This is a genomic window from Massilia sp. GER05 (assembly GCF_052056005.1).
GTDB classification, from domain to species: domain Bacteria; phylum Pseudomonadota; class Gammaproteobacteria; order Burkholderiales; family Burkholderiaceae_D; genus Telluria; species Telluria orientalis.
In genome coordinates this window covers 7213048-7232922 of the sequence record NZ_CP178858.1, presented here as the reverse complement: position 1 = coordinate 7232922, position 19875 = coordinate 7213048, and the positions used below count along the sequence as shown (strand labels likewise).

The 19875-nt window shown below is 66.1% G+C and carries 19 protein-coding genes; 15 read left to right on the top strand and 4 right to left on the bottom strand.

The genetic code is table 11. The annotated features are described in order from the left end of the window. Positions 1-8 precede the first annotated feature (8 nt). Genes pyrE through ACL58G_RS31925 form a run of 4 tightly spaced genes read left to right on the top strand, consistent with a single transcriptional unit; the run spans position 9 to position 3156 of the window. Positions 9-665: an orotate phosphoribosyltransferase gene (gene pyrE / locus ACL58G_RS31940; RefSeq protein WP_413389060.1), complete on the top strand. Its 657-nt coding sequence runs from the start codon at positions 9-11 to the stop codon at positions 663-665. 45 nt (positions 666-710) lie between these two features. Beyond that, positions 711-944 carry a hypothetical protein gene (locus ACL58G_RS31935; protein WP_413338682.1) on the top strand — a complete coding sequence of 78 codons (234 nt, stop codon included), beginning with the start codon at positions 711-713 and terminating at the stop codon, positions 942-944. Next, entirely contained in the window at positions 941-1690 is a 750-nt protein-coding gene (locus ACL58G_RS31930; protein WP_440964537.1) for a prolipoprotein diacylglyceryl transferase, read from the top strand. Before ACL58G_RS31935 ends, ACL58G_RS31930 begins: the two co-directional genes overlap by 4 nt. Next, positions 1687-3156 (top strand): radical SAM protein, encoded by a 1470-nt coding sequence (locus tag ACL58G_RS31925; protein ID WP_440964536.1) that lies wholly within the window; start codon positions 1687-1689, stop codon positions 3154-3156. The genes ACL58G_RS31930 and ACL58G_RS31925 overlap by 4 nt, the downstream gene beginning before the upstream one ends. A gap of 1 nt (position 3157) precedes the next feature. Here ACL58G_RS31925 and ACL58G_RS31920 read toward each other — a convergent pair whose 3' ends face one another. After that, entirely contained in the window at positions 3158-3808 is a 651-nt protein-coding gene (locus ACL58G_RS31920; protein WP_413386603.1) for a glutathione S-transferase family protein, read from the bottom strand. A 106-nt stretch (positions 3809-3914) separates the two neighbouring features. Here ACL58G_RS31920 and ACL58G_RS31915 point away from each other — a divergent pair, with 106 nt between their 5' ends. From ACL58G_RS31915 to ACL58G_RS31895, 5 genes are all read left to right on the top strand, one after another. Then, the gene (locus ACL58G_RS31915) at positions 3915-4496 is read left to right on the top strand and encodes a TetR/AcrR family transcriptional regulator (RefSeq protein WP_413338672.1); all 582 of its coding nucleotides are present in this window, start codon (positions 3915-3917) and stop codon (positions 4494-4496) included. Positions 4497-4627: 131 nt separating this feature from the next. Further along, positions 4628-5323 carry a YIP1 family protein gene (locus ACL58G_RS31910; RefSeq protein WP_413386605.1) on the top strand — a complete coding sequence of 232 codons (696 nt, stop codon included), beginning with the start codon at positions 4628-4630 and terminating at the stop codon, positions 5321-5323. Positions 5324-5327: 4 nt separating this feature from the next. Further along, entirely contained in the window at positions 5328-6536 is a 1209-nt protein-coding gene (locus tag ACL58G_RS31905) for an efflux RND transporter periplasmic adaptor subunit (protein ID WP_413386607.1), read from the top strand. Then, positions 6533-7225 (top strand): ABC transporter ATP-binding protein, encoded by a 693-nt coding sequence (locus ACL58G_RS31900; protein WP_413386609.1) that lies wholly within the window; start codon positions 6533-6535, stop codon positions 7223-7225. The genes ACL58G_RS31905 and ACL58G_RS31900 overlap by 4 nt, the downstream gene beginning before the upstream one ends. Beyond that, positions 7222-8442 carry an ABC transporter permease gene (locus ACL58G_RS31895; RefSeq protein ID WP_413338664.1) on the top strand — a complete coding sequence of 407 codons (1221 nt, stop codon included), beginning with the start codon at positions 7222-7224 and terminating at the stop codon, positions 8440-8442. The genes ACL58G_RS31900 and ACL58G_RS31895 overlap by 4 nt, the downstream gene beginning before the upstream one ends. A gap of 135 nt (positions 8443-8577) precedes the next feature. On the opposite strand, the gene gatB is transcribed toward ACL58G_RS31895, so the two are convergent. The 3 genes from gatB to gatC form a co-directional block, all read right to left on the bottom strand. After that, positions 8578-10071 carry an Asp-tRNA(Asn)/Glu-tRNA(Gln) amidotransferase subunit GatB gene (gene gatB, locus ACL58G_RS31890; RefSeq protein WP_440964535.1) on the bottom strand — a complete coding sequence of 498 codons (1494 nt, stop codon included), beginning with the start codon at positions 10069-10071 and terminating at the stop codon, positions 8578-8580. Between the two features lie 75 nt (positions 10072-10146). Further along, entirely contained in the window at positions 10147-11622 is a 1476-nt protein-coding gene (gene gatA, locus ACL58G_RS31885; RefSeq protein WP_440968180.1) for an Asp-tRNA(Asn)/Glu-tRNA(Gln) amidotransferase subunit GatA, read from the bottom strand. Positions 11623-11647: 25 nt separating this feature from the next. After that, the gene (gene gatC, locus ACL58G_RS31880) at positions 11648-11953 is read right to left on the bottom strand and encodes an Asp-tRNA(Asn)/Glu-tRNA(Gln) amidotransferase subunit GatC (RefSeq protein WP_371765932.1); all 306 of its coding nucleotides are present in this window, start codon (positions 11951-11953) and stop codon (positions 11648-11650) included. A 308-nt stretch (positions 11954-12261) separates the two neighbouring features. On the opposite strand from gatC, the gene ACL58G_RS31875 reads away from it, so the two are divergent. The 6 genes from ACL58G_RS31875 (at position 12262) to ACL58G_RS31850 (ending at position 19517) form a co-directional block, all read left to right on the top strand. Beyond that, positions 12262-13305, top strand: a complete 1044-nt coding sequence (locus tag ACL58G_RS31875) for a rod shape-determining protein (RefSeq protein WP_025511657.1) — start codon at positions 12262-12264, stop codon at positions 13303-13305. A 152-nt stretch (positions 13306-13457) separates the two neighbouring features. After that, positions 13458-14798 (top strand): rod shape-determining protein MreC, encoded by a 1341-nt coding sequence (gene mreC / locus ACL58G_RS31870; RefSeq protein ID WP_440964534.1) that lies wholly within the window; start codon positions 13458-13460, stop codon positions 14796-14798. Beyond that, on the top strand, positions 14798-15319 hold the full coding sequence (mreD, locus tag ACL58G_RS31865; protein WP_025511654.1) for a rod shape-determining protein MreD: 522 nt from the start codon (positions 14798-14800) through the stop codon (positions 15317-15319). Before mreC ends, mreD begins: the two co-directional genes overlap by 1 nt. Positions 15320-15343: 24 nt before the next feature. Next, entirely contained in the window at positions 15344-17323 is a 1980-nt protein-coding gene (mrdA, locus tag ACL58G_RS31860; RefSeq protein ID WP_413386616.1) for a penicillin-binding protein 2, read from the top strand. Between the two features lie 3 nt (positions 17324-17326). Beyond that, positions 17327-18442, top strand: a complete 1116-nt coding sequence (gene rodA / locus ACL58G_RS31855; protein WP_413386618.1) for a rod shape-determining protein RodA — start codon at positions 17327-17329, stop codon at positions 18440-18442. 52 nt (positions 18443-18494) lie between these two features. Continuing rightward, on the top strand, positions 18495-19517 hold the full coding sequence (locus tag ACL58G_RS31850; RefSeq protein ID WP_440964533.1) for a septal ring lytic transglycosylase RlpA family protein: 1023 nt from the start codon (positions 18495-18497) through the stop codon (positions 19515-19517). The last annotated feature ends 358 nt before the right edge of the window (positions 19518-19875 follow it).

Here is a 19875-nt window from a genome sequence, read left to right as displayed (position 1 = left end):
GTCGTGTCGTGGACAATCTGCGCCAACAGTTCATTGCGTTTTCAGTCGAAGCCGAAGTCTTGAAGTTCGGCCAGTTCATCACCAAGGCGGGCCGCCAGTCGCCGTACTTCTTCAACGCGGGCCTGTTCCACGACGGCGCCACGCTCGGCAAGCTGGCCGATTTCTACGCCCAGACCCTGCTCGATTCCGGCCTCGAATTCGACATGCTGTTCGGCCCGGCCTATAAAGGCATCACGCTCGCCTCCGCGACCGCCGTGGCGCTGGCCGCGAAAGGCCGCAACACGTCGTTCGCCTACAACCGCAAGGAAGCCAAGGACCACGGCGAAGGCGGCACCATCGTCGGCGCCAAACTGGCGGGCAAGGTCGTCATCATCGACGACGTGATCTCGGCCGGCACCTCGGTGCGCGAATCGGTGGCGATGATCCGCGCCGCCGGCGCCGAACCGGCCGCCGTGCTGATCGCGCTCGACCGCATGGAACGGGGCGGCAAGGACGGCGTGCTGTCGCCGCTGTCGGCCGTGCAGGAAGTCAGCCAGACCTACGGCATCCCCGTGATCTCGATCGCCAGCCTGGCCGACCTGTTCGGCTACCTCGAGGCCGATCCGTCGCTGGCCCAGCACAAGGATGCCGTCGCGGCGTACCGCGAGCAATACGGCGTGGCCTGAGCCGGCGGAATGTGATGTAATGGCGGCAACTATTTGGGAGCTGCCATGAACAACGTCGCGCGCGGGTTTCTGACTGCCATTCTCTCGTTGGCGCTCGCGGGCTTCGGCCTGTGCGGCGCCGTCGGCACTTTCAGCGGGCTGGCCGGCCTGTCCTCGCCCGGGCCCGAGAACTTCTCGTCGGTCGCGCTCGTTTTCGGCCTGATCGGGCTCGGCATCGCCTTCGTGTGCGGCTGGATTGTCATCAGGTTGTGGCGCAAGCGTCCGCCCGGCGGCGCATGAAGGGTCCCGTCCTGTCCGCTGCGACCGCGCAGTGGGTTCACCTCGTATTCGAATGGCTGGCCCTCGCCGGCGGCGTGCAGCTGTACCGCTGGCAGCGCCGGCGCGCCCGTCAACCCGCGCTGCTGCAGCCGGGCTCCTTCGCCGTCGTCGTCGGCTGCATCCTCGGTGCCGCCATCGGCAACAAGCTCGTGTTCTGGATCGAGATGCCGCACCTGTGGCAGGGCATGGTGCCGGACTGGCGCCTGATCGCGTCGGGCCAGTCGATCGTCGGCGGACTGCTGGGCGGCCTCATCGGCGTGGAGATCGCCAAGAAGCTCACGGGTATCCGCCGCTCGACGGGCGACCAGTTCATCCTGCCCCTCGTCGCCGGCACGGTCGTCGGCCGCATCGGCTGCTTCCTCGCGGGCCTGCATGACGGGACGTACGGCGTACCGACCGCGCTGCCGTGGGGCGTCGATTTCGGCGACGGCATCGCGCGCCATCCCACGCAGGTCTACGACATGCTGTTCGTGCTGGGTGTGGGCAGCTTGCTGTGGCGCTGGCGCGCGCCGCTCGCGCGCAGTCCGGGGCTCGCGTTCAAGCTGTATCTCGCGTCCTACCTGGCCTGGCGGCTCGTCGTCGATGGCATCAAGCCGGTGCCGTATGCGTATGCGTTCGGGCTGTCGGGCATCCAGTGGGTGTGCATCGTGGCGCTGGCGTGCTACCTGCCGCTCGTCTTCGCACAATTACGCAGGGAGGTCGCATGACCCGCAAATCCCGCCCCTACCTGTTCTACGACACGACGACCTCCGTCTGCTCGACCTGCCTGCACCCGGTCGAAGCGAAGATCGTGTTCAAGGACGATAAGGTCTACATGGACAAATGGTGCGGCGCGCACGGCACCGAGCGCGTGCTCGTCAGCGACGACGTCGCGTACTACCGCCTGTGCCGCGAAGTCTTCGTCAAGCACCCGGAGATGCCGCAGCGGTTCAACACGAAGATGGAGTACGGCTGCCCGTACGACTGCGGCCTGTGCCCGGACCACATGCAGCACTCCTGCCTGTCCGTCGTCGAGATCACGGACAACTGCAACCTGAACTGCCCCGTGTGCTATGCGGAGAGCGGCACGCACCGCGAGCGGCATCGTCCGTTGGTGGAAGTGATCCGCATGCTCGACGCCGTCGTCGCCAACGAAGGCGAGGCGGACGTGATGCAGCTGTCCGGCGGCGAGCCCACCCTGCATCCGGAGTTCTGGGACATCCTCGACGCCGCGAAAGCGCGCCCCATCAAGCACGTGATGATCAACACGAACGGCATCGTGCTCGCGCGGGACAAGGGCTTCGTGCAGCGCCTCGCCGGCTACGCGCCCGGCGTCGAGGTCTACCTGCAGTTCGATTCGCTGCGCGCGGAGGTGCATCGCGAATTGCGCGGCGCCGACCTCACGCGCATCCGCCGCCAAGCGCTCGACAACCTCAATGAAGCCGGCCTGTCGACGACGCTCGTCGTCACGCTCAAGAAAGGCCTGAACGACGGCGAGATCGGCGCGATCATCGACTTCGCGCTGCAGCAGCCCTGCGTGCGCGGCGTGACCTTGCAGCCGATCCAGGATGCCGGCCGCGTCGAAGACTACGATCCGCGCCTGCACCGTTTGACGGTGTCGGAGATCCGGCGCCGCATCGCCGAGCAAAGCGGCTTGTTCACGCTGGAGGACGTGGTGCCCGTGCCGTGCAATCCGGACACGCTGGCGATGGCGTACGCGATCAAGACGGAAGAGGGCACCGTGCCGCTGACGCGCTGGCTGGATCCGCAGACGCTCGTCGAAGGCAGCGGCAACACGATCGTGTTCGAACGCGACCCCGCGCTGCACGGCGCCGTGAAGAACCGCATCTTTGAACTGTTCTCGACGAACCACTCGCCGGAATCGCAGGCCAATTGCCTGTCGGAGCTGATGTGCTGCCTGCCGCTCGTCAGCGCGCCGTCCGCGCTTCGCTACGACAACGTGTTCCGCGTATTGATCGTGCAGTTCATGGATGCGTATTCGCTGGACGTGCGCGCGCTGAAGAAATCGTGCATCCACTTCGCGCTGCCGGACGGCCGCCTCGTTCCGTTCGAAAGCTACAACCTGCTGTACCGCGACGGCCGCCGGCTCGAAGCGATCCGCGCCGGCATCGCGTCGGACTTCGCGCGCCGGCGCGGGCCGGCCACGATACCGCTGGTACCCGCGACCGACTGAATCAGGCGACCGCGGGCGCGACCACGTACTGCGCCACCTGCGCGGCCAGCGCCTTGCGGTAGGCGGGGCGCGCCGTGCAGCGGTCGCGCCAGGCCGCGAGGCGGGCGAAGCGTTCGACGTAGCCCATGCCGTCGAGCAGGCGCACGACGGTCGTCATGAGGATGTCGGCCGCGCCGAACTCGCCGGCGAGGAAATCACGGCCTTCCAGCCAGTCGTCCACCTGGCCCAGGCGCTTCAGCGCGATCTCCTCGAGCGCGGGACGCTGCGCCTCGGCCCACGGCTGGTCCATGGAAAACGCGACGAGGTTGGCGAGGTTGCCCACGTAGGGCTCGACCGAATTCAGCGCGGCGAACATCCACATCGTCGCCTGCGCACGCGCGGCCGGATCGCGCGGCAGCAGGACGGGATGGCGCTCGCCCAGGTGCAGCAGGATCGCGCCGGTTTCGAACAGTGCCAGGTCGCCGTCGTGCAGCACGGGCACCTGGGCGAACGGCTGCTCGCGGCGGTAGGCGGGCGCTTCCTTCTCCTCGAAGCCGATCAGGCGCAGGTCGTAGGACTGGCCCGCTTCCTCGAGGGCCCAGCGCACGCGCAGGTCGCGCACGTGGCCCACGGCAAACGAGGGAACCGAACGGAAGGTGGTCAGCGTGTACATGTGTCGTCTCCTTGTGGTGAATGGAAACCAGAATACGCGGCCACATAATATGTTCAAGAACATAATGTGAATACGCGCATAATGCCGTTCTCGAAAGGAGACGCGAATGCCCTACAGTAGCGAACACAAGGCCCAGACCCGCGAACGCATCGTGCATGCGGCGCGCCGGCTGTTCAACCGCCATGGCTTCGAACAGGTGTCGATCGACCGCGTGATGTCCGAGGCCGGCCTCACGCGCGGCGGCTTTTATCACCACTTCGACAGCAAGGACGATCTGTACGCGGCGGCCGTCGCCAGCTTCAGCACGTGCAATCCGTTCAAGCCCGATTTCAAGGACTCGCCGCCGCCCGCGCCGCGCGAACTGGCGCGCATGCTGGTCGACATCTACCTGAGCGACGAGGTGTTCGACAACATCGAGGCGCATTGTCCGTTGTACGCATTGCCGGGCGACGTGGCGCGCGCGGGGCTGTCGCCGCAGAAGGCGTACACGCAGCTGATCCGCAATCTCGTGCACGTGTACGCGGGCGCGCTCAAGCACGAAACCGACGGCGAGCAGCGCGCGCAGGCCATCGTCGCGCTGTGCGTGGGCGGGATGGTGCTGGCGCGGACCACGGACGATGCGGCGCTGCGCCGCTCGCTACGGGCGGCGGCAAGGACGCAGGCGCTGGCGTTGCTGGAAGCGATGTAAACGCCGCGTATAAATTCGGGCGTGCCCCCGGTGTCATGACAATTGGTGAGTTTTTCGCGGCGTAAACACCCTAGACTGCTTGGCACCGGGTAGCAGGTGCTACCCGATCACAATAATCAGGGAGTCAACACATGGCCACGCAGCCGCTCTTCGACATCGGAAACGTCATCCTCGCGCCTTCGCCCACCTTCGCACGGCTGAAGGACAAGCCTCGCCCCTTCATCCCCCTGCTCGTCCTGATCCTGCTGACGCTGGCCGTGAGCTGCTGGTACGTCTCGTCGCTCGATTTCGCCTGGTTCCGCGAGCACATGCTGGCGGCGCAGGGCCCCATGAAACCGGAAGCGCGCGCCGCGATGGCGCAGTTCATGACGCCGAAGACGATGATGTGGAGCTCCGGCATCGGTGCCGTGGTGGGCACGCCGCTCATCTGCGCCGTCGTGGCGCTGTACTACCTGTTGGCGGGCAAGGCGATGGGCACCGGCATCGGCTACGGCAAGTGGTTCGGCTTCGCCGTCTGGACCAGTATCCCGCGCCTGCTGACGGTACCCCTGTCGGTGCTGCAGATCCTGACGTCGGGCGGCCGCCTGGCGCCGGAAGACATGAACATGGTGTCGCTCAACTACCTGCTGCTGCACGTGCCCATGTCCAGTCCCTGGTTCGGCTTCGCCACCAATCTCGACCTGACGTCGGTGTGGTCCATCGCGCTGGCCGTGCTCGGCCTGAAGGCCTGGACGGGACGCTCGACCGCCGCCTGCGTGACGGTCGCCGTGCTGCCGTACGCGGTCGTCTACGGCATCTGGGCCGCGAAGATCGCCTTCCTCGGATAAGCGCATGAAGAAGAAACTGATAGGCGCGGCCGTCGTCGCGGCGTTCTTCATCGTCCCCGTGGCGGTGAAGTTCGCGGGCAAGCAGACGCGCCGCGAGGCCGAGCTGGCGACCGTGCAAAAGCTGGCCATCCACCCGGCCATCCTCGCGACCGGCAACCTCGTGTTCCGCCAGGAGGTGCAGCTGTCGGCGGAGGTCATCGGCAAGGTGGCCGGCGTGCTCGTGAAGGAAGGCGACCAGGTGACCCGCGGCGATATCCTGCTGCGGCTCGATCCGACCGTGTACCTGGCCGAGGTGGCGCAGCAGGAAGCGAACCGCCGCAACGCCGCCATCGCGATCGAACGCGCCCAGATCAACCTCGCGAACCAGCAGCGCAACCTGGACCGCACGGGCCAGCTGTACAAGGCGAAGTACATCGACATCTCCAAGTACGACGACGCCGTGCACCAGGTCGATCTCGCCAAGGTCGAGCTGCGCGCCAGCCGCGAGACGCTCGAGCAGGCCAGCGCGCTGCTGTCGCAGGCGCGCGAGCACCTGGCCAAGACGGAAGTGCGCGCGCCCATCGACGGCACCGTGACGGCCGTGCCGATCAAGATCGGCGAGACGGCTGTCGCCAGCGCCACCGGCATCGCGGGATCGTCGCTGATGACGATCGCCGACGTCGGCTCCATCATGGCCGAGGTGAACGTGGACGAAGCGGACATCGCGCGCGTGGGCGTCGGCCAGCAGGCGAAGGTGTTCCCGGCCGCGTTCCCCGACCAGCCCGTGACGGGCCGCGTGGAAAGCGTGGCGATGGCGCCGAAGACCGTCCTCGGCGCGCAGACGCAGGGCCGCAGCTACGTCGTCAAGCTGCGCCTCGACGACGCGAAACTGGCGCTGCGCTCGGGGATGACGTGCCGTGTCGAGATCGTCGTCGGCAATGGTGCCGCGCGCGCCGCGGTGCCGATCCAGGCCGTGCTGAGCGAGGAAATCCCGGGCGCGAAGGACAAGGTGAAGAACACCAGCTACGTGTTCGTCGTGCAGGACGGGAAAGTGAAAAAGACGACGGTGGAACTGGGCCTGTCGGACGACGCCAACCAGGAAGTGACGAAGGGCGTGGCGGCCGGCCAGACGATCGCCGTGGGCCCCGCGCGCCTGCTGCGCGAGCTGCACGACGGCGATGCCGTGGTCGCGAAGAAGGCCGACGTGAAGGTCGCGGAAGGAGCGCATCCGTGATCCGGCTGGAAGGCGTGACGCGGCAGTACACGATGGGCGACCAGACCGTACATGCGCTGCAGGGCGTCGACCTGCACATCCGGGCCAATGAATTCGTCGCGTTCATCGGCGCGTCCGGCTCCGGCAAGTCGACCATGATGAACATCGTCGGGTGCCTCGATCGGCCCAGCAGCGGCGCGTACTGGCTCAACGGCCGCGAGGTCGCGACGATGTCCGGCGACGAGCTGGCGCGCGTGCGCAACCAGGAGATCGGCTTCATCTTCCAGAGCTTTCACCTGCTGCCGCGCGCGAGTGCGCTCGACAACGTGGCGCAGCCGCTGATCTACCGCGGCATCCCCTTGAAGGAACGTCTCGCGCTGGCGGAACAGGCCTTGCAGCGCGTGGGCCTCGGCGGACGGCTGCATCACCGGCCCAACGAACTGTCGGGCGGCCAGCGGCAGCGCGTCGCGATCGCCCGTGCGCTCGTGGGCAAGCCGTCGATCCTGCTGGCCGACGAACCGACGGGGAACCTCGATTCGGCCACCAGCGAAGAGATCCTGGCGCTGATCCGCGAACTGCATGCGGGCGGGCAGACGGTCGTCATGGTGACGCATGAGCCCGAGATCGCGGCGCAGTGCCGGCGCGTCGTGCGGTTGCGCGACGGGCGGATCGTGTCGGACACGAGGAATGATGCGGAGAACGCGGCATGAACCTGTTTCTCGAAAGCCTGCGCTCGGCACTGGCATCGATCCGCGCGCACCGGCTGCGCAGCTTCCTCACGTCGCTCGGCATCATCATCGGGGTGGCGTCGGTGATCACCGTGATCTCGCTGATCCAGGGCCTGTCGAAAAGCGTCACCGACCAGTTCGAGGGGCTGGGCGGCAACGGACTGACGGTGCGGCCGCACAACGAGTTCAAGGAGGTCATGCGCGGCAAGGTGAACTACCTGCGCTTCGACGACGTGGAGCAGCTGCGCCTGCGCGTGGACGGCATCCGCAACCTCAGTCCCGTGTTCACGCCCGGCTTTTCCGAGGTGCGTTTCACGGGCATGTCGGCGACGGCGCAGGTGTTCGCCACGACGGCCAGCTACCAGGAAGTGAACGGCCGCTATGCGCGGCTGGGGCGGTTCCTCAGCGCGTCCGACGACGCCGGCGCGCGCCGCGTGGCCGTCATCGGCGAGAAGCTGATCGAGGACCTGCACCTGCCGCCGAACCCGGTCGGGCAATTCGTCCTGTACGCGAACGAGTGGTTCAAGATCGTCGGCGTGATGGAAAAGCGGGGCGAGATCTTCGGTATGTCGCAGGACAACTACATGATCATCCCGTTCAAGACGGGGCAGAGCATCATCGGCAACAACACGCGCCCGCAGCTGCAGATCACCGTGGCCGTGCGCGACCTGGGCCGGCTGGACGCGACCCGCAGCCACATCCGCATGGTCATGCGCCAGGCGCACCGCCTGAAGCCCGACGACACGGACGATTTCGAGATCGAATCGGCCGACCAGATCGCGAAATCGTTCGAGAAGCTGAGCGGTACCGTCACGCTCGTGATGAGCGGCGTGGTCGGCATCGCGCTGCTGGTGGGCGGCATCGGCATCATGAACATCATGCTGGTGTCGGTGAAGGAGCGCACGCGCGAGATCGGCATCTGCAAGGCGATCGGCGCGCGCAGCCGCGACATCCTGCTGCAGTTCCTGATCGAGGCCGTCACCCTGTCGCTGCTGGGCGGGCTGCTGGGCCTCGTGATCGGCTACGCGCTGGGCGTCGGCATTGCCGCGATGATCCCGGACTTCCCGCCGGCCGTCGTGCCGTGGTGGGCGGTGGCGCTGTCCGTGCTGTTCTCGGGCGGCGTGGGCGTCGTGTTCGGCGTCGTCCCGGCCAGCCAGGCGGCGCGGCTCGATCCGATCGACGCGCTTCGCTACGAATAAAACCGGGGTCAGAGCCCTTTTTTTGGCAATTTCCCGGCAAACTTTGCCCAAAACCGGGCTCTGACCCCGGTTCTAGGCAATTGGAGGGCGAAAAAAAACCGGAGCGTGCTCCGGTTTTTCGTTGGGGGAAAAGGATCAGGCCGCCAGCTTCTTCTTCAGCAGCTCGGTCACCTGCGCCGGGTTCGCTTTGCCCTTCGACGCCTTCATGCACTGGCCGATCAGCGCGTTGATCGCGGCTTCCTTGCCGGCCTTGTACTGCTCGACCGACTTCGCGTTGTTGGCCAGCACTTCGTCGACGATCGCTTCCAGCGCGCCCGTGTCCGAGATCTGCTTCAGGCCTTCGCGCTCGATGATCGTATCGGCCAGGTTTTCGTCACCCGACTGCGCTTCCCACATCAGGCTGAAGACCTTCTTGCCCGCGTTGTTCGAGATCGTGCCGTCGGCGATGCGCTTCAGCAGCAGGGCCAGTTGCGATGCTTCGACCGGCGAGTTCTCGATCGCGACGTCGGCGCGGTTCAGCGCGGACGACACGTCGCCCATCAGCCAGTTCGCGGCCGCCTTGGCGCTTTCCTTGCCGGCCTTGGCGACGACGGCTTCGTAATACGTGGCCATCGCCTGCGACGAGGTCAGGATCAGCGCGTCGTATTCCGGCAGGCCGTAGTCGCCGATGAAGCGCTCGCGCATCGCGGCCGGCAGTTCCGGCATGCCGGCTTTCACGCGGTCGATCCAGTCCTGCGAGATCGCGAGCGGCGGCAGGTCGGGGTCCGGGAAGTAGCGGTAATCCTGCGCGTCTTCCTTGGTGCGCATCTCGCGCGTTTCCTTGCGGTCCGGGTCCCACAGGCGCGTGGCCTGCACGACCTTGCCGCCGTCCTCGATCAACTCGATCTGGCGGCGTACTTCGTAGTGGATCGCTTCTTCCATGAAGCGGAACGAGTTCAGGTTCTTGATCTCGCAGCGGGTGCCGAATTCCTGCTGGCCAACGGGGCGCACGGACACGTTGACGTCGCAGCGGAACGAACCTTCCTGCATGTTGCCGTCGCAGACGCCCAGCCACATCACGAGGCCGTGCAGCGCCTTCGCATAGGCGACGGCTTCGGCGGCGCTGCGGATTTCCGGCTCGGAGACGATCTCCAGCAGCGGCGTGCCGGCGCGGTTCAGGTCGATGCCGCTCATGCCGTGGTAGTCCTCGTGCAGCGACTTGCCGGCGTCTTCCTCGAGGTGGGCGCGGGTCAGGTTGACGGTCTTCGTCTCCAGCTTGCCGTCCTTCTCGAACGCGAACGTGAGGCTGCCGCCTTGCACGACCGGGTCTTCGAACTGGCTGATCTGGTAACCCTTCGGCAGGTCGGGATAAAAATAGTTCTTGCGCGCGAAGACGGATTGCGGCGCGATCTTCGCGCCGACCGCGAGGCCGAAGCAGATGGCGCGTTCGACGGCGCCCTTGTTCATCACGGGCAGCACGCCCGGCAGCGCCAGGTCGACGGGGCTCGCCTGCGTGTTCGGCTCGGCGCCGAACTTGATCGAGCTGCCGCTGAAGATTTTGGAGTTGGTCGTGAGCTGGACGTGGTTCTCAAGACCGATGACGACTTCCCATTGCATAGTGTTCTCTCTTGTCGTTCGTTCGTGCGTCACGCGTGGGCTCGGGGAGCCCACCCTACGATGTTGTCGCCTGCCGTAGGGTGGGCACTCTGTGCCCACGCGTATGCATCACACACCTTCCGGTGCGCGGTTGTGCCAATCGGTCGCCTGCTGGTACTGGTGCGCGATGTTCAGCAGCTTCGCCTCGGCGAAATAATTGCCGATGATTTGCAGGCCCACCGGGCGTTTTGCATGCTTCTCGCCCTGGCCGAAACCGACCGGGATCGACATGCCGGGCAGGCCGGCAAGGCTCGTCGACAAGGTGAAGATGTCGGCCAGGTAGTTCGCCACCGGGTCGTTCGCCTTGGAACCCAGGTCCCACGCGACGCTCGGGGCCACCGGGCCCATGATCACGTCGCACTTGTCGCGGAACGCGGCCTGGAAATCGTCGGCGATCAGGCGGCGGATCTTCTGCGCCTGCACGTAATAGGCGTCGTAGTAGCCGTGGCACAGCACGTACGTGCCGACCATGATGCGGCGCTGGACTTCCTTGCCGAAGCCTTGCGCACGCGTCTTCTTGTACATGTCCTGCAGGTCGGTGTATTCCGGGGCGCGGTAGCCGTAGCGTACGCCGTCGAAGCGCGACAGGTTCGACGACGCTTCCGCCGGCGCGATGATGTAGTACACGGGAATCGACAGCGACGTCTTCGGCAGCGAGATCTCGACCAGCGTCGCGCCCAGCTTCACGAATTCGTCCAGCGCGGCGCGCACGGCCTGCTCGACGTCCGCGGCCAGGCCTTCACCGAAGTATTCCTTCGGCACGCCGATGCGCAGGCCGGTCAGGGGCTGGTTCAGGTCGCGCGTAAAGTCTTCGCGCGCGTTGCCCTGTTCCGGCGTGAGGCTCGTCGAATCGCGCTCGTCGAAACCGACCATCTCGTTCAGCAGCAGGGCGCAATCTTCCGCCGTGCGGGCCATCGGGCCGCCCTGGTCGAGCGACGAGGCGAACGCGATCATGCCGAAGCGCGACACGCGGCCGTACGTCGGCTTGATGCCGGTGATGCCGCAGAACGCGGCCGGCTGGCGGATCGAGCCGCCGGTGTCGGTGCCGGTCGCGGCCGGCGCGAGGCGCGCGGCGATGGCGGCGGCCGAGCCGCCCGACGAACCGCCCGGCACGGCCAGCGCGTCCCACGGGTTTTTCACGGCGCCGAACGCGGAGTTCTCGTTCGACGAGCCCATCGCGAATTCGTCGCAGTTGAGTTTGCCCAGCGTGACCATGCCGGCGTCCGCGAATTTCGTGACGACGGTCGCGTCGAACGGACTGACGTAGTTGCCCAGCATCTTCGAGGCGGCAGTCGAGCGCCAGCCTTGCGTGACGAAGATATCCTTGTGGGCGATGGGAATGCCGGTCAGCGGGCCGGCGTTGCCTGCCGCGATGCGGGCGTCGGCGGCCTGCGCCTGCGCGAGCGACAGGTCCGGATTCACGTCCAGGAACGCGTTATGCTGGCTGGCGGCGATGCGGTCGAGGTAGTGCCGGGTCAGCTCCGTCGCCGAGACTTGTTTCGAGTGCAGGAGCGTGGACAGCTCCTTGATGGTTTTTTGATGCATCATGATGGTCGACGTTCGCTGCGGGTTATTCGGTGGCGATGACTTTCGGCACCAGGTACAGGCCGTCCTGGGTCTTCGGGGCCGGGGCCTGGTAATCGTCGCGGTGGTTGTCTTCCGTCACCACGTCCTCGCGCAGGCGCAGGGGCAGGGCGAGCACGCTGGCCAGCGGTTGCGACAACGGCGCAACACCCGTGGTGTCGACAGCCTGCAACTGGTCGGCCAGGGCGAAGATCCCGTTCAGCTCGTTCAAGGCGATTTCGGCATGGGCCTCGTCCATATCGAGCTGGGCCAGGTTGGCGATCCGTTTTACGTCTGAAAGTGTCAGGGACATGGCAAAAGGCGCGGCTCGGCACCGCGTTAAAAGATGAGTGTGTAGATAATGAAATTTGGACAACGGCGCGCTAAAGCTGATAAAAGCTTTCTAATACCGTCGATCTCACAGGCTGATATGGGCACGAAACCACCCGTTTTTCAGCGTTTAATCGGTAAATTATAAGGTAGAATGGCGGGCTAATGCGTTCTCCGGGCGAAACCAGCCCCGCTTCCACGCATGAAAAGCCCGCGAGGCGGATTCGGCAGTCGCGGCGAGGATTCCCCGATTAATGTTAGGCGCACCCTATTGCGCATATCAGGACACACATGTTTGGTTTTTTACGTAGCTATTTCTCGAACGACCTGGCCATCGACCTGGGTACCGCCAACACGCTGATCTACGTGCGCGGCCTGGGCATCGTGCTGGATGAGCCTTCGGTCGTCGCGATCCGCCAGGAAGGCGGTCCGAACGGCAAAAAGACGATCCAGGCGGTCGGCAAGGAAGCCAAGCAAATGCTCGGCAAGGTTCCCGGCAACATCGAAGCGATCCGTCCGATGAAGGATGGCGTGATCGCCGACTTCACCGTCACCGAGCAGATGCTCAAGCAGTTCATCCGCATGGTGCACGACTCGAAGTTCTTCCGTCCGTCGCCGCGCATCATCATCTGCGTGCCGTGCGGTTCGACCCAGGTCGAGCGCCGCGCGATCCGCGAATCGGCGCTGGGCGCCGGTGCGTCGCAGGTCTACCTGATCGAAGAACCGATGGCGGCCGCGATCGGCGCGGGCCTGCCGGTGTCCGAGGCGACCGGCTCGATGGTCGTCGACATCGGCGGCGGCACGACGGAAGTCGGCATCATCTCGCTGGGCGGCATGGTCTATAAAGGCTCCGTGCGCGTGGGCGGCGACAAGTTCGACGAAGCCATCGTCAACTACATCCGCCGCAACTACGGCATGCTGATCGGCGAACAGACCGCCGAGTCGATCAAGAAGGCAATAGGTTCGGCCTTCCCGGGCTCCGAAGTCAAGGAGATGGAGGTCAAGGGCCGCAACCTGTCGGAAGGCATCCCGCGTTCCTTCACCATCTCGAGCAACGAGATCCTGGAAGCGCTGACCGACCCGCTGAACAACATCGTCTCGGCCGTCAAGAACGCCCTCGAGCAGACCCCGCCGGAACTGGGCGCGGACATCGCCGAGAAGGGCATGATGCTGACCGGCGGCGGCGCACTGCTGCGCGACCTGGACCGCCTGCTGATGGAAGAGACCGGCCTGCCGGTGCTGGTGGCCGAGGATCCGCTGACGTGCGTCGTGCGCGGTTCGGGCATGGCGCTCGAGCGCATGGACAAGCTGGGCTCGATCTTCTCGTACGAGTAACCCGGCCGTGGCTGCGCGGACAGGGCGTGTGACCGTTCCGGCGATCCCGGGATGGCACGCGCCGTCCGCGTTTGGTGTCGCCCGTTTGTCGCCATCCCGCTGCGGGCGTCTGGATTGACGCGGGCGCCACAGGCCCCGCATTATTGGAAGTCATGGAATACAGTCCTCCGCCGCTGTTCAAGCAAGGCGCCCCCGCAAGGGTCAAGGTGACCGTGTTCGCTCTCCTGTCGATCGCGCTGCTCGTGGTCGACGCCCGCCTGCACGCGCTCACCGCCGTGCGCCAGGTGGCGGCAACGGTCCTGTACCCGTTCCAGATGGCCGCACTGGCCCCGCGCGACGCGCTGGCCAACATGGGCACGTATTTTTCCTCGATCTCCGCGCTGCAGAAGGAAGTGCGCGACCTGAAGAGCCAGCAGGTCGCGATGGCCCAGGTCATGCAGCAGGCGCAGCTCCAGATGGCCGAGAACGCGCAACTGCGCCGCCTGATGGACGCGCGCGAGCACCTGCCCGTACGCTCCCAGATGAGCGAGATCCTGTACGACGCGCGCGACCCGTCCACGCGCCGCGTGGTGCTCGACCGCGGCACCCGCAGCGGCGTCAAGCTCGGCCTGCCCGTGATCGACAACGCCGGCGTCGTCGGCCAGGTCACGCGCGTGTTCCCGTTCACGTCCGAAGTCACGCTCCTCACCGACAAGGAGCAGGCGATCCCCGTGCAGGTGCTGCGCAACGGCCTGCGCAGCGTCGCGTACGGCCGCGGCCAGTCGGGCCTTCTCGACCTGCGCTTCGTCGCGCCGAATGCCGACATCCAGGTCGGCGACGTGCTCGTGACGTCCGGCCTGGACGGCATCTACCCGGCCGGCCTCGCGGTCGCGAAAGTCATCCAGGTCGAGAACCTGGCGCAGGGCGCCTTTGGCCGCGTCGTGTGCCAGCCGCTGGCCGGCATCGACCGCCACCGTCAGTTGCTGATCGTGATGTCCGACCAGCCGCTGCCGCCGCGCCCGGCCGCGGAAGCGCCGAAGGCCAACGCCAACACCACGTCCCGCAAGAATCTGCCGCGCATGGAACCCGTGCCGCCGCTGCCGCTGCCGCCGCAACCGCTGGCGCCTGCCGTCGCGCCGCCCGCGGCCGCCGGTGCGCGTCCGGCCACGGCGCCTGCGAACCAGAACCCGGCCGCGCCCGCGCGTGCGAACCCCGCTGCTGCTGCATCCGCGACGCGCAGCCCGGCTGCGACCGCACCGGCCGCCACGCGGGCGCCGGCCACCGCCGCGCCGGCCGCAGCCGCACCGGCCGCCACGCGGGCGCCGGCCACCGCCGCGCCGGCCGCAGCCGCGCCGGCCGCCACGCGGGCGCCGGCCACCGCCGCACCGGCCACCGCCGCACAGGCCGCCACGCGGGCGCCGGCCACCGCCGCGCCGACCCAGGCCGCGCCTGTGCCGGCCGCCGGAGCGCCGGCCGCAGCCAACACCGCAGCCCGGCCGAAGGAGGGCACCTGATGCCGACGACGAACCGTCCGCACTACATCCTGCTGCCGGTCAGCCCGCTGTTCATCGCGTTCAGCCTGGTCTGCGCGTTCATGCTCAACCTGCTGCCGTGGGGCCGCTGGGTCGGCGCGCCGGACTTCGTCGCGCTGGTGCTCGTGTTCTGGGGCATCCACCAGCCGCGCAAGGTCGGCATCGGCATCGCGTTCTGCATGGGCCTCCTGATGGACGTGCACGACGCCACGCTGCTGGGCGAGAACGCCCTCGCGTACACGCTGCTGTCGTACCTGGCGATCATGATCCACCGCCGCGTGCTGTGGTTCCCGCTCGTCACGCAGGCGATGCACGTGTTCCCGCTGCTGCTGCTCACGCAGGCGATCCAGGTGATGGTGCGCTTCTTCGTCACGGGCCGATTCCCCGGCGCGCTCGTGTTCATCGAAAGCGTGATCGCCGTCGCCCTGTGGCCCGTCATCACGTGGCTGCTGCTGGCGCCGCAGCGCCGCGCGGTCGACAAGGACCATACGCGTCCGATCTGAAGCATTTATTCATCGCCTCCCCGAATGACCGAGATTAAAGACAGCGATCGCGAGATCCACCTGTTCCGGATGCGCCTGACGGCGATGGTGCTGTTCGTCTTCATCTGCTTCGGCCTGCTCGTCGCGCGCTTCGTCTGGCTGCAGGTCGTCAAGCACGACCAGTACATGGCGCAGGCCGAGGACAACCGCATCGCGCTGGTTCCCATCGTGCCGAACCGCGGCCTGATCGTCGACCGCAACGGCGTCGTCCTGGCCAGCAACTACTCCGCCTACACGCTCGAGATCACGCCGTCCAAGCTGGAAGCGAACCTCGATTCCGTCATCGACGAACTCGCGAAGCTCGTCACGATCGAACCGAAAGACCGCAAACGCTTCAAGCGCCTGATGGAAGAGTCGAGGAATTTTTCCAGCGTCCCGATCCGCACCCGCCTGACCGACGACGAGGTGGCGCGCTTCACCGCGCAGCGCTTCCGCTTCCCCGGCGTCGAAGTGCAGGCGCGCCTGTTCCGCCAGTATCCGCTGGGCGAAGTCGCTTCGCATGTGCTGGGCTACATCGGCCGCATCAACCAGGCCGAGGCCAAGGTCATCGACGCCAGCGACGATGCCGCCAACTACAACGGCACGGACCATATCGGCAAGGAAGGCCTGGAAAAGAGCTACGAGCGCCAGCTGCACGGCCAGACGGGCTACGAGGAAGTGGAGCGTTCGGCCGGCGGCCGCGCGATCCGCACCCTGTCGCGCACGCCGCCGACGCCGGGCAACAACCTGATCCTGTCGATCGACATCGAGCTGCAGAAAGTCGTCGAGCAGGCGTTCGGCGATTACCGCGGCGCGCTGGTCGCCATCGAGCCGGCGACGGGCGACGTGCTCGCGTACGTGTCGCGGCCCGGCTTCGACCCGAACCTGTTCGTCGACGGCATCGACACCCAGAGCTGGACGGAGCTGAACACGTCGCTCGACAAGCCGCTGATGAACCGTCCGCTGTCGGGCACGTACCCGCCCGGCTCCACGTTCAAGCCGTACATGGCGCTGGCCGCGCTGGAGCTGGGCCTGCGCCGCCCCGAGTACGGCATCAACGACCCCGGCTTCTTCATGCTGGGCGGGCACCGCTTCAACGACGACAAGCGCGGCGGCCACGGCTACATCGACATGTACCGGTCGATCGTGATGTCGTGCGACACCTACTACTACCAGCTCGGCAACGAGATGGGCATCGACCGCCTGCACGACTTCATGCAGCCGTTCGGCTTCGGCGAAAAGACCGGCATCGACCTCGAACACGAGAAGACGGGCGTGCTGCCGTCGCAGCAATGGAAGCGCGAGCGCTTCAAGCGTAACCGCGCGGCGCAGAAGTGGGTCGGCGGCGACACGATCTCGATCTCGATCGGCAACGGCTTCAACAGCTATACGCCGCTGCAGATGGCGCACGCGGTGGCGACGCTCGCCAACGACGGCGTCATCATGCGGCCGCACCTCGTCAAGCTGCTCGAGGACGGCGGCAACCATGCACGCACGCCGACGGTGGCGAAGCAATCCGGCCGCATCCCGCTCAAGCAGGAGAACATCGACGTCGTCAAGCGCGCCATGGTCGGCGTGACGGCCGACCAGAGCGGCACCGCCTTCATCCCGTTCCGCAACGTGCAGTACACCGTGGCCGGCAAGACGGGTACCGCGCAGGTCGTGGGCCTGAAGGGCCAGAAGTACAATGCCGCCGCGACCCCGGAACGCCTGCGCGACAACGCGCTGTTCATCGCTTACGCGCCGGCCGACCATCCGCGCATCGCGCTCGCGCTGGTCGTGGAGAACGCCGGCTTCGGCGCGGCGGTGGCGGCACCGATCGCACGCAAGGCGCTCGATTACTACCTGCTCGGCAAGCGTCCGGGCGACGCGGACAAGCCGGCGCCGAAACCCGTCGACCCGGTCCCGGCCGACGAAGACCAGGTGGCGCCCACGGCCGGCGCCGATTTCAGGCCGGGCGGCGAGACCCCCGGCAACAAGGACTGAACCATGGCGCATTTTCCCGAACGCCGCTCGCTCAGCCGGCGCCTCAAACCGTATTTCACCGTCTTCGATCCGGCCCTGTCGCTGATCCTGTTCCTGCTGCTGTGCACGGGCCTCGTCACGCTGTCCTCGGCCGGCCACGACTTCCCCGGCCGCCTGGAAGGCCAGATCCGCAACATCATCGCGGCCTTCGTGTTCATGTGGGCCGCCGCGATCGTCCCCCCGCAGACCCTGCTGCGCCTCGCCGTGCCGGTCTATACGTTCGGCGTCGCGCTGCTGCTCGCGGTGGCGACCGTCGGCATCATCAAGAAGGGCGCGCGGCGCTGGCTGCACGTGGGCGTGGACATCCAGCCGTCCGAGATCATGAAGATCGCCACGCCGCTGATGCTGGCCTGGTATTTCCAGACCCGGGCGGGCATCCTCAACTGGAAGTCGTTCGCGGTGGCGGCCTTGCTGCTCCTGATACCATTCGGCCTCATCGCCAAGCAGCCCGACCTCGGCACGGCGCTGCTCGTGGGCGGCTCCGGCTTCTTCGTGATCTTCCTGGCCGGCCTGTCGTGGAAGGCGCTCGGCGCGCTGTTCGCGGCCGGCTGCGCGGGCCTGCCGGTGGCGTGGTCGATGATGCACGACTACCAGCGCGAACGCGTGATGACGCTGATCGATCCCACGTCCGATCCGCTCGGCAAGGGTTTCCACATCATCCAGTCGACCATCGCGATCGGCTCGGGCGGCTTGACCGGCAAAGGCTATATGAAGGGGACGCAAGCGTATCTGGAATTCATTCCGGAACGTACCACCGACTTCATTTTTTCGGTATATTCCGAAGAGTTTGGTCTGGTCGGCAATCTCGTGTTGCTGTTCCTGTACCTGCTGCTGATCGGGCGCGCGATGATGATCGCGGCCAATGCACCGAACCTGTTCACGCGCCTGCTGGGCGGATCGGTCGCGATGATGTTTTTTGTGTATGCCTTTGTCAACATGGGCATGGTCAGCGGCATCCTGCCCGTGGTCGGAGTTCCGCTTCCTTTCATGAGCTATGGCGGAACCGCGCTGATTACTTTGGGCCTCTGCAGTGGTATATTGATGAGTATTCAACGACACCGCAAACTGGTGCAGACCTGATATGCAAGAGAACGCGAAGGCCGTTCCGAGGTCGCTCCCAGCGGTCATTGCGATGTTGGCAATGATGGCGGGGTGCAGTACCACGGACCAGAACGGCGAACACAAAAGCCTGATCCCCCTGCCGTGGAAGCACAAGGTCACCCGCGTGGATCCGAAGCTTCCGAACCTGCCGCCGGCCGGTTCCGGCCGCGGCGGCTACTACCAGGACGACGGCCCCGGCGCGAATCCGCCGCCGGGCCTGCTGGACACCCCCGACGCCGTCGTCAAGTACGAGCCCTACGCCAAGTTCGCCAACAAGCCGTACTCCGTGTTCGGCCAGACCTACACCCCGCTCATCAACGACGAACCGTTCACCCAGCGCGGCGTGGCCAGCTGGTATGGCGTCAAGTTCCACGGCCAGCGCACGTCGTCGGGCGAAGCCTACGACATGTACAAGATGACGGCCGCGCACCCGACCCTGCCGATTCCCTCGTACGCGCGCGTCACGAGCCTGGAGAGCGGCAAGTCCGTCGTCGTGCGCATCAACGACCGCGGACCGTTCCACTCCGACCGCGTGATCGACGTCTCGTACACGGCCGCCCTCAAGCTGGGGCTGCTGGGGAAGGGCAGCCACCAGGTCCAGGTCGAGCGTCTGTTCCCGGGCGACGTGATGCAGCTCGCGTCCGCGCGCCGCGCCGCCGCATCCGAGGCGCAGGCCGTGCCGGCACCGCCCGCCATCGCCGCCCTCATGCTGGAAGACCGTGTCGACATGGACAGCGCCGCCGTCGCGCGCGCACAGGCGCCTGCCGCCTCGACAGCGGCTTCGGCCTCGACAGCGGCTTCGGCCTCGGCCGACAAGGCTGCGTTGGCGCCAGGTTTCTATCTGCAACTGGGCGCTTACGGACGCTACGGCAAGGCCGAGGAAATGGGTGAAAAGCTCAAGCAGGCCGGCGTCGACCTGGCGGTCGAAGTCGTCCGTTCGGGCAGCGTCAACCGCCTGTACGGCGGCCCCTTCGAATCCCGCGCCCTCGCGCAGGAAGCGGCGCGTGCGCTGCCGGCTGGACTCGGCCTGAAACCCATCGTCGTACGGCGCTGAGCGGCAGGGTAGGCCGCGCGCGTCTACTGCCCAGCTTCCATAGACATCAAACGTCTGATCAATGTCCATGGCAGTTCTTCCCGTAATCCCGACAATTTCTCATGTCACATGCTGTATTTTTGTGCGGGAATGGCCTAAAGCAATGCTTTCTGCATGTTTTATCATCAGATGTCAGACATCTACAACGTTCTTGGTTTTGCTATGCGCTACCATTTTTTGCGCACGCAATTCGTGATCTTCCCAAACATAAAAAGGCAATTTATCGAAAACTGCCTGATAAATGCAAAGTTCCTGCCGATGTTTGCGCATAACATTTATGTTTGCGGGATTGACACCGTTAACATTGTGCTCCTACACT

What these genes read in the sequence shown, in the direction of transcription:
- ACL58G_RS31875 (WP_025511657.1), top strand. Translation starts at nt 12,262, where the DNA reads ATGTTTGGTTTTTTACGTAGCTATTTCTCGAACGACCTGGCCATCGAC.
- ACL58G_RS31920 (WP_413386603.1), bottom strand. Translation starts at nt 3,808, where the DNA reads ATGTACACGCTGACCACCTTCCGTTCGGTTCCCTCGTTTGCCGTGGGC.
- rodA (WP_413386618.1), top strand. Translation starts at nt 17,327, where the DNA reads ATGGCGCATTTTCCCGAACGCCGCTCGCTCAGCCGGCGCCTCAAACCG.
- mreD (WP_025511654.1), top strand. Translation starts at nt 14,798, where the DNA reads ATGCCGACGACGAACCGTCCGCACTACATCCTGCTGCCGGTCAGCCCG.
- gatC (WP_371765932.1), bottom strand. Translation starts at nt 11,953, where the DNA reads ATGTCCCTGACACTTTCAGACGTAAAACGGATCGCCAACCTGGCCCAG.
- ACL58G_RS31930 (WP_440964537.1), top strand. Translation starts at nt 941, where the DNA reads ATGAAGGGTCCCGTCCTGTCCGCTGCGACCGCGCAGTGGGTTCACCTC.
- ACL58G_RS31935 (WP_413338682.1), top strand. Translation starts at nt 711, where the DNA reads ATGAACAACGTCGCGCGCGGGTTTCTGACTGCCATTCTCTCGTTGGCG.
- ACL58G_RS31850 (WP_440964533.1), top strand. Translation starts at nt 18,495, where the DNA reads ATGTTGGCAATGATGGCGGGGTGCAGTACCACGGACCAGAACGGCGAA.
- ACL58G_RS31895 (WP_413338664.1), top strand. Translation starts at nt 7,222, where the DNA reads ATGAACCTGTTTCTCGAAAGCCTGCGCTCGGCACTGGCATCGATCCGC.
- gatA (WP_440968180.1), bottom strand. Translation starts at nt 11,622, where the DNA reads ATGCATCAAAAAACCATCAAGGAGCTGTCCACGCTCCTGCACTCGAAA.
- ACL58G_RS31905 (WP_413386607.1), top strand. Translation starts at nt 5,328, where the DNA reads ATGAAGAAGAAACTGATAGGCGCGGCCGTCGTCGCGGCGTTCTTCATC.
- mreC (WP_440964534.1), top strand. Translation starts at nt 13,458, where the DNA reads ATGGAATACAGTCCTCCGCCGCTGTTCAAGCAAGGCGCCCCCGCAAGG.
- ACL58G_RS31915 (WP_413338672.1), top strand. Translation starts at nt 3,915, where the DNA reads ATGCCCTACAGTAGCGAACACAAGGCCCAGACCCGCGAACGCATCGTG.
- mrdA (WP_413386616.1), top strand. Translation starts at nt 15,344, where the DNA reads ATGACCGAGATTAAAGACAGCGATCGCGAGATCCACCTGTTCCGGATG.
- ACL58G_RS31910 (WP_413386605.1), top strand. Translation starts at nt 4,628, where the DNA reads ATGGCCACGCAGCCGCTCTTCGACATCGGAAACGTCATCCTCGCGCCT.
- ACL58G_RS31925 (WP_440964536.1), top strand. Translation starts at nt 1,687, where the DNA reads ATGACCCGCAAATCCCGCCCCTACCTGTTCTACGACACGACGACCTCC.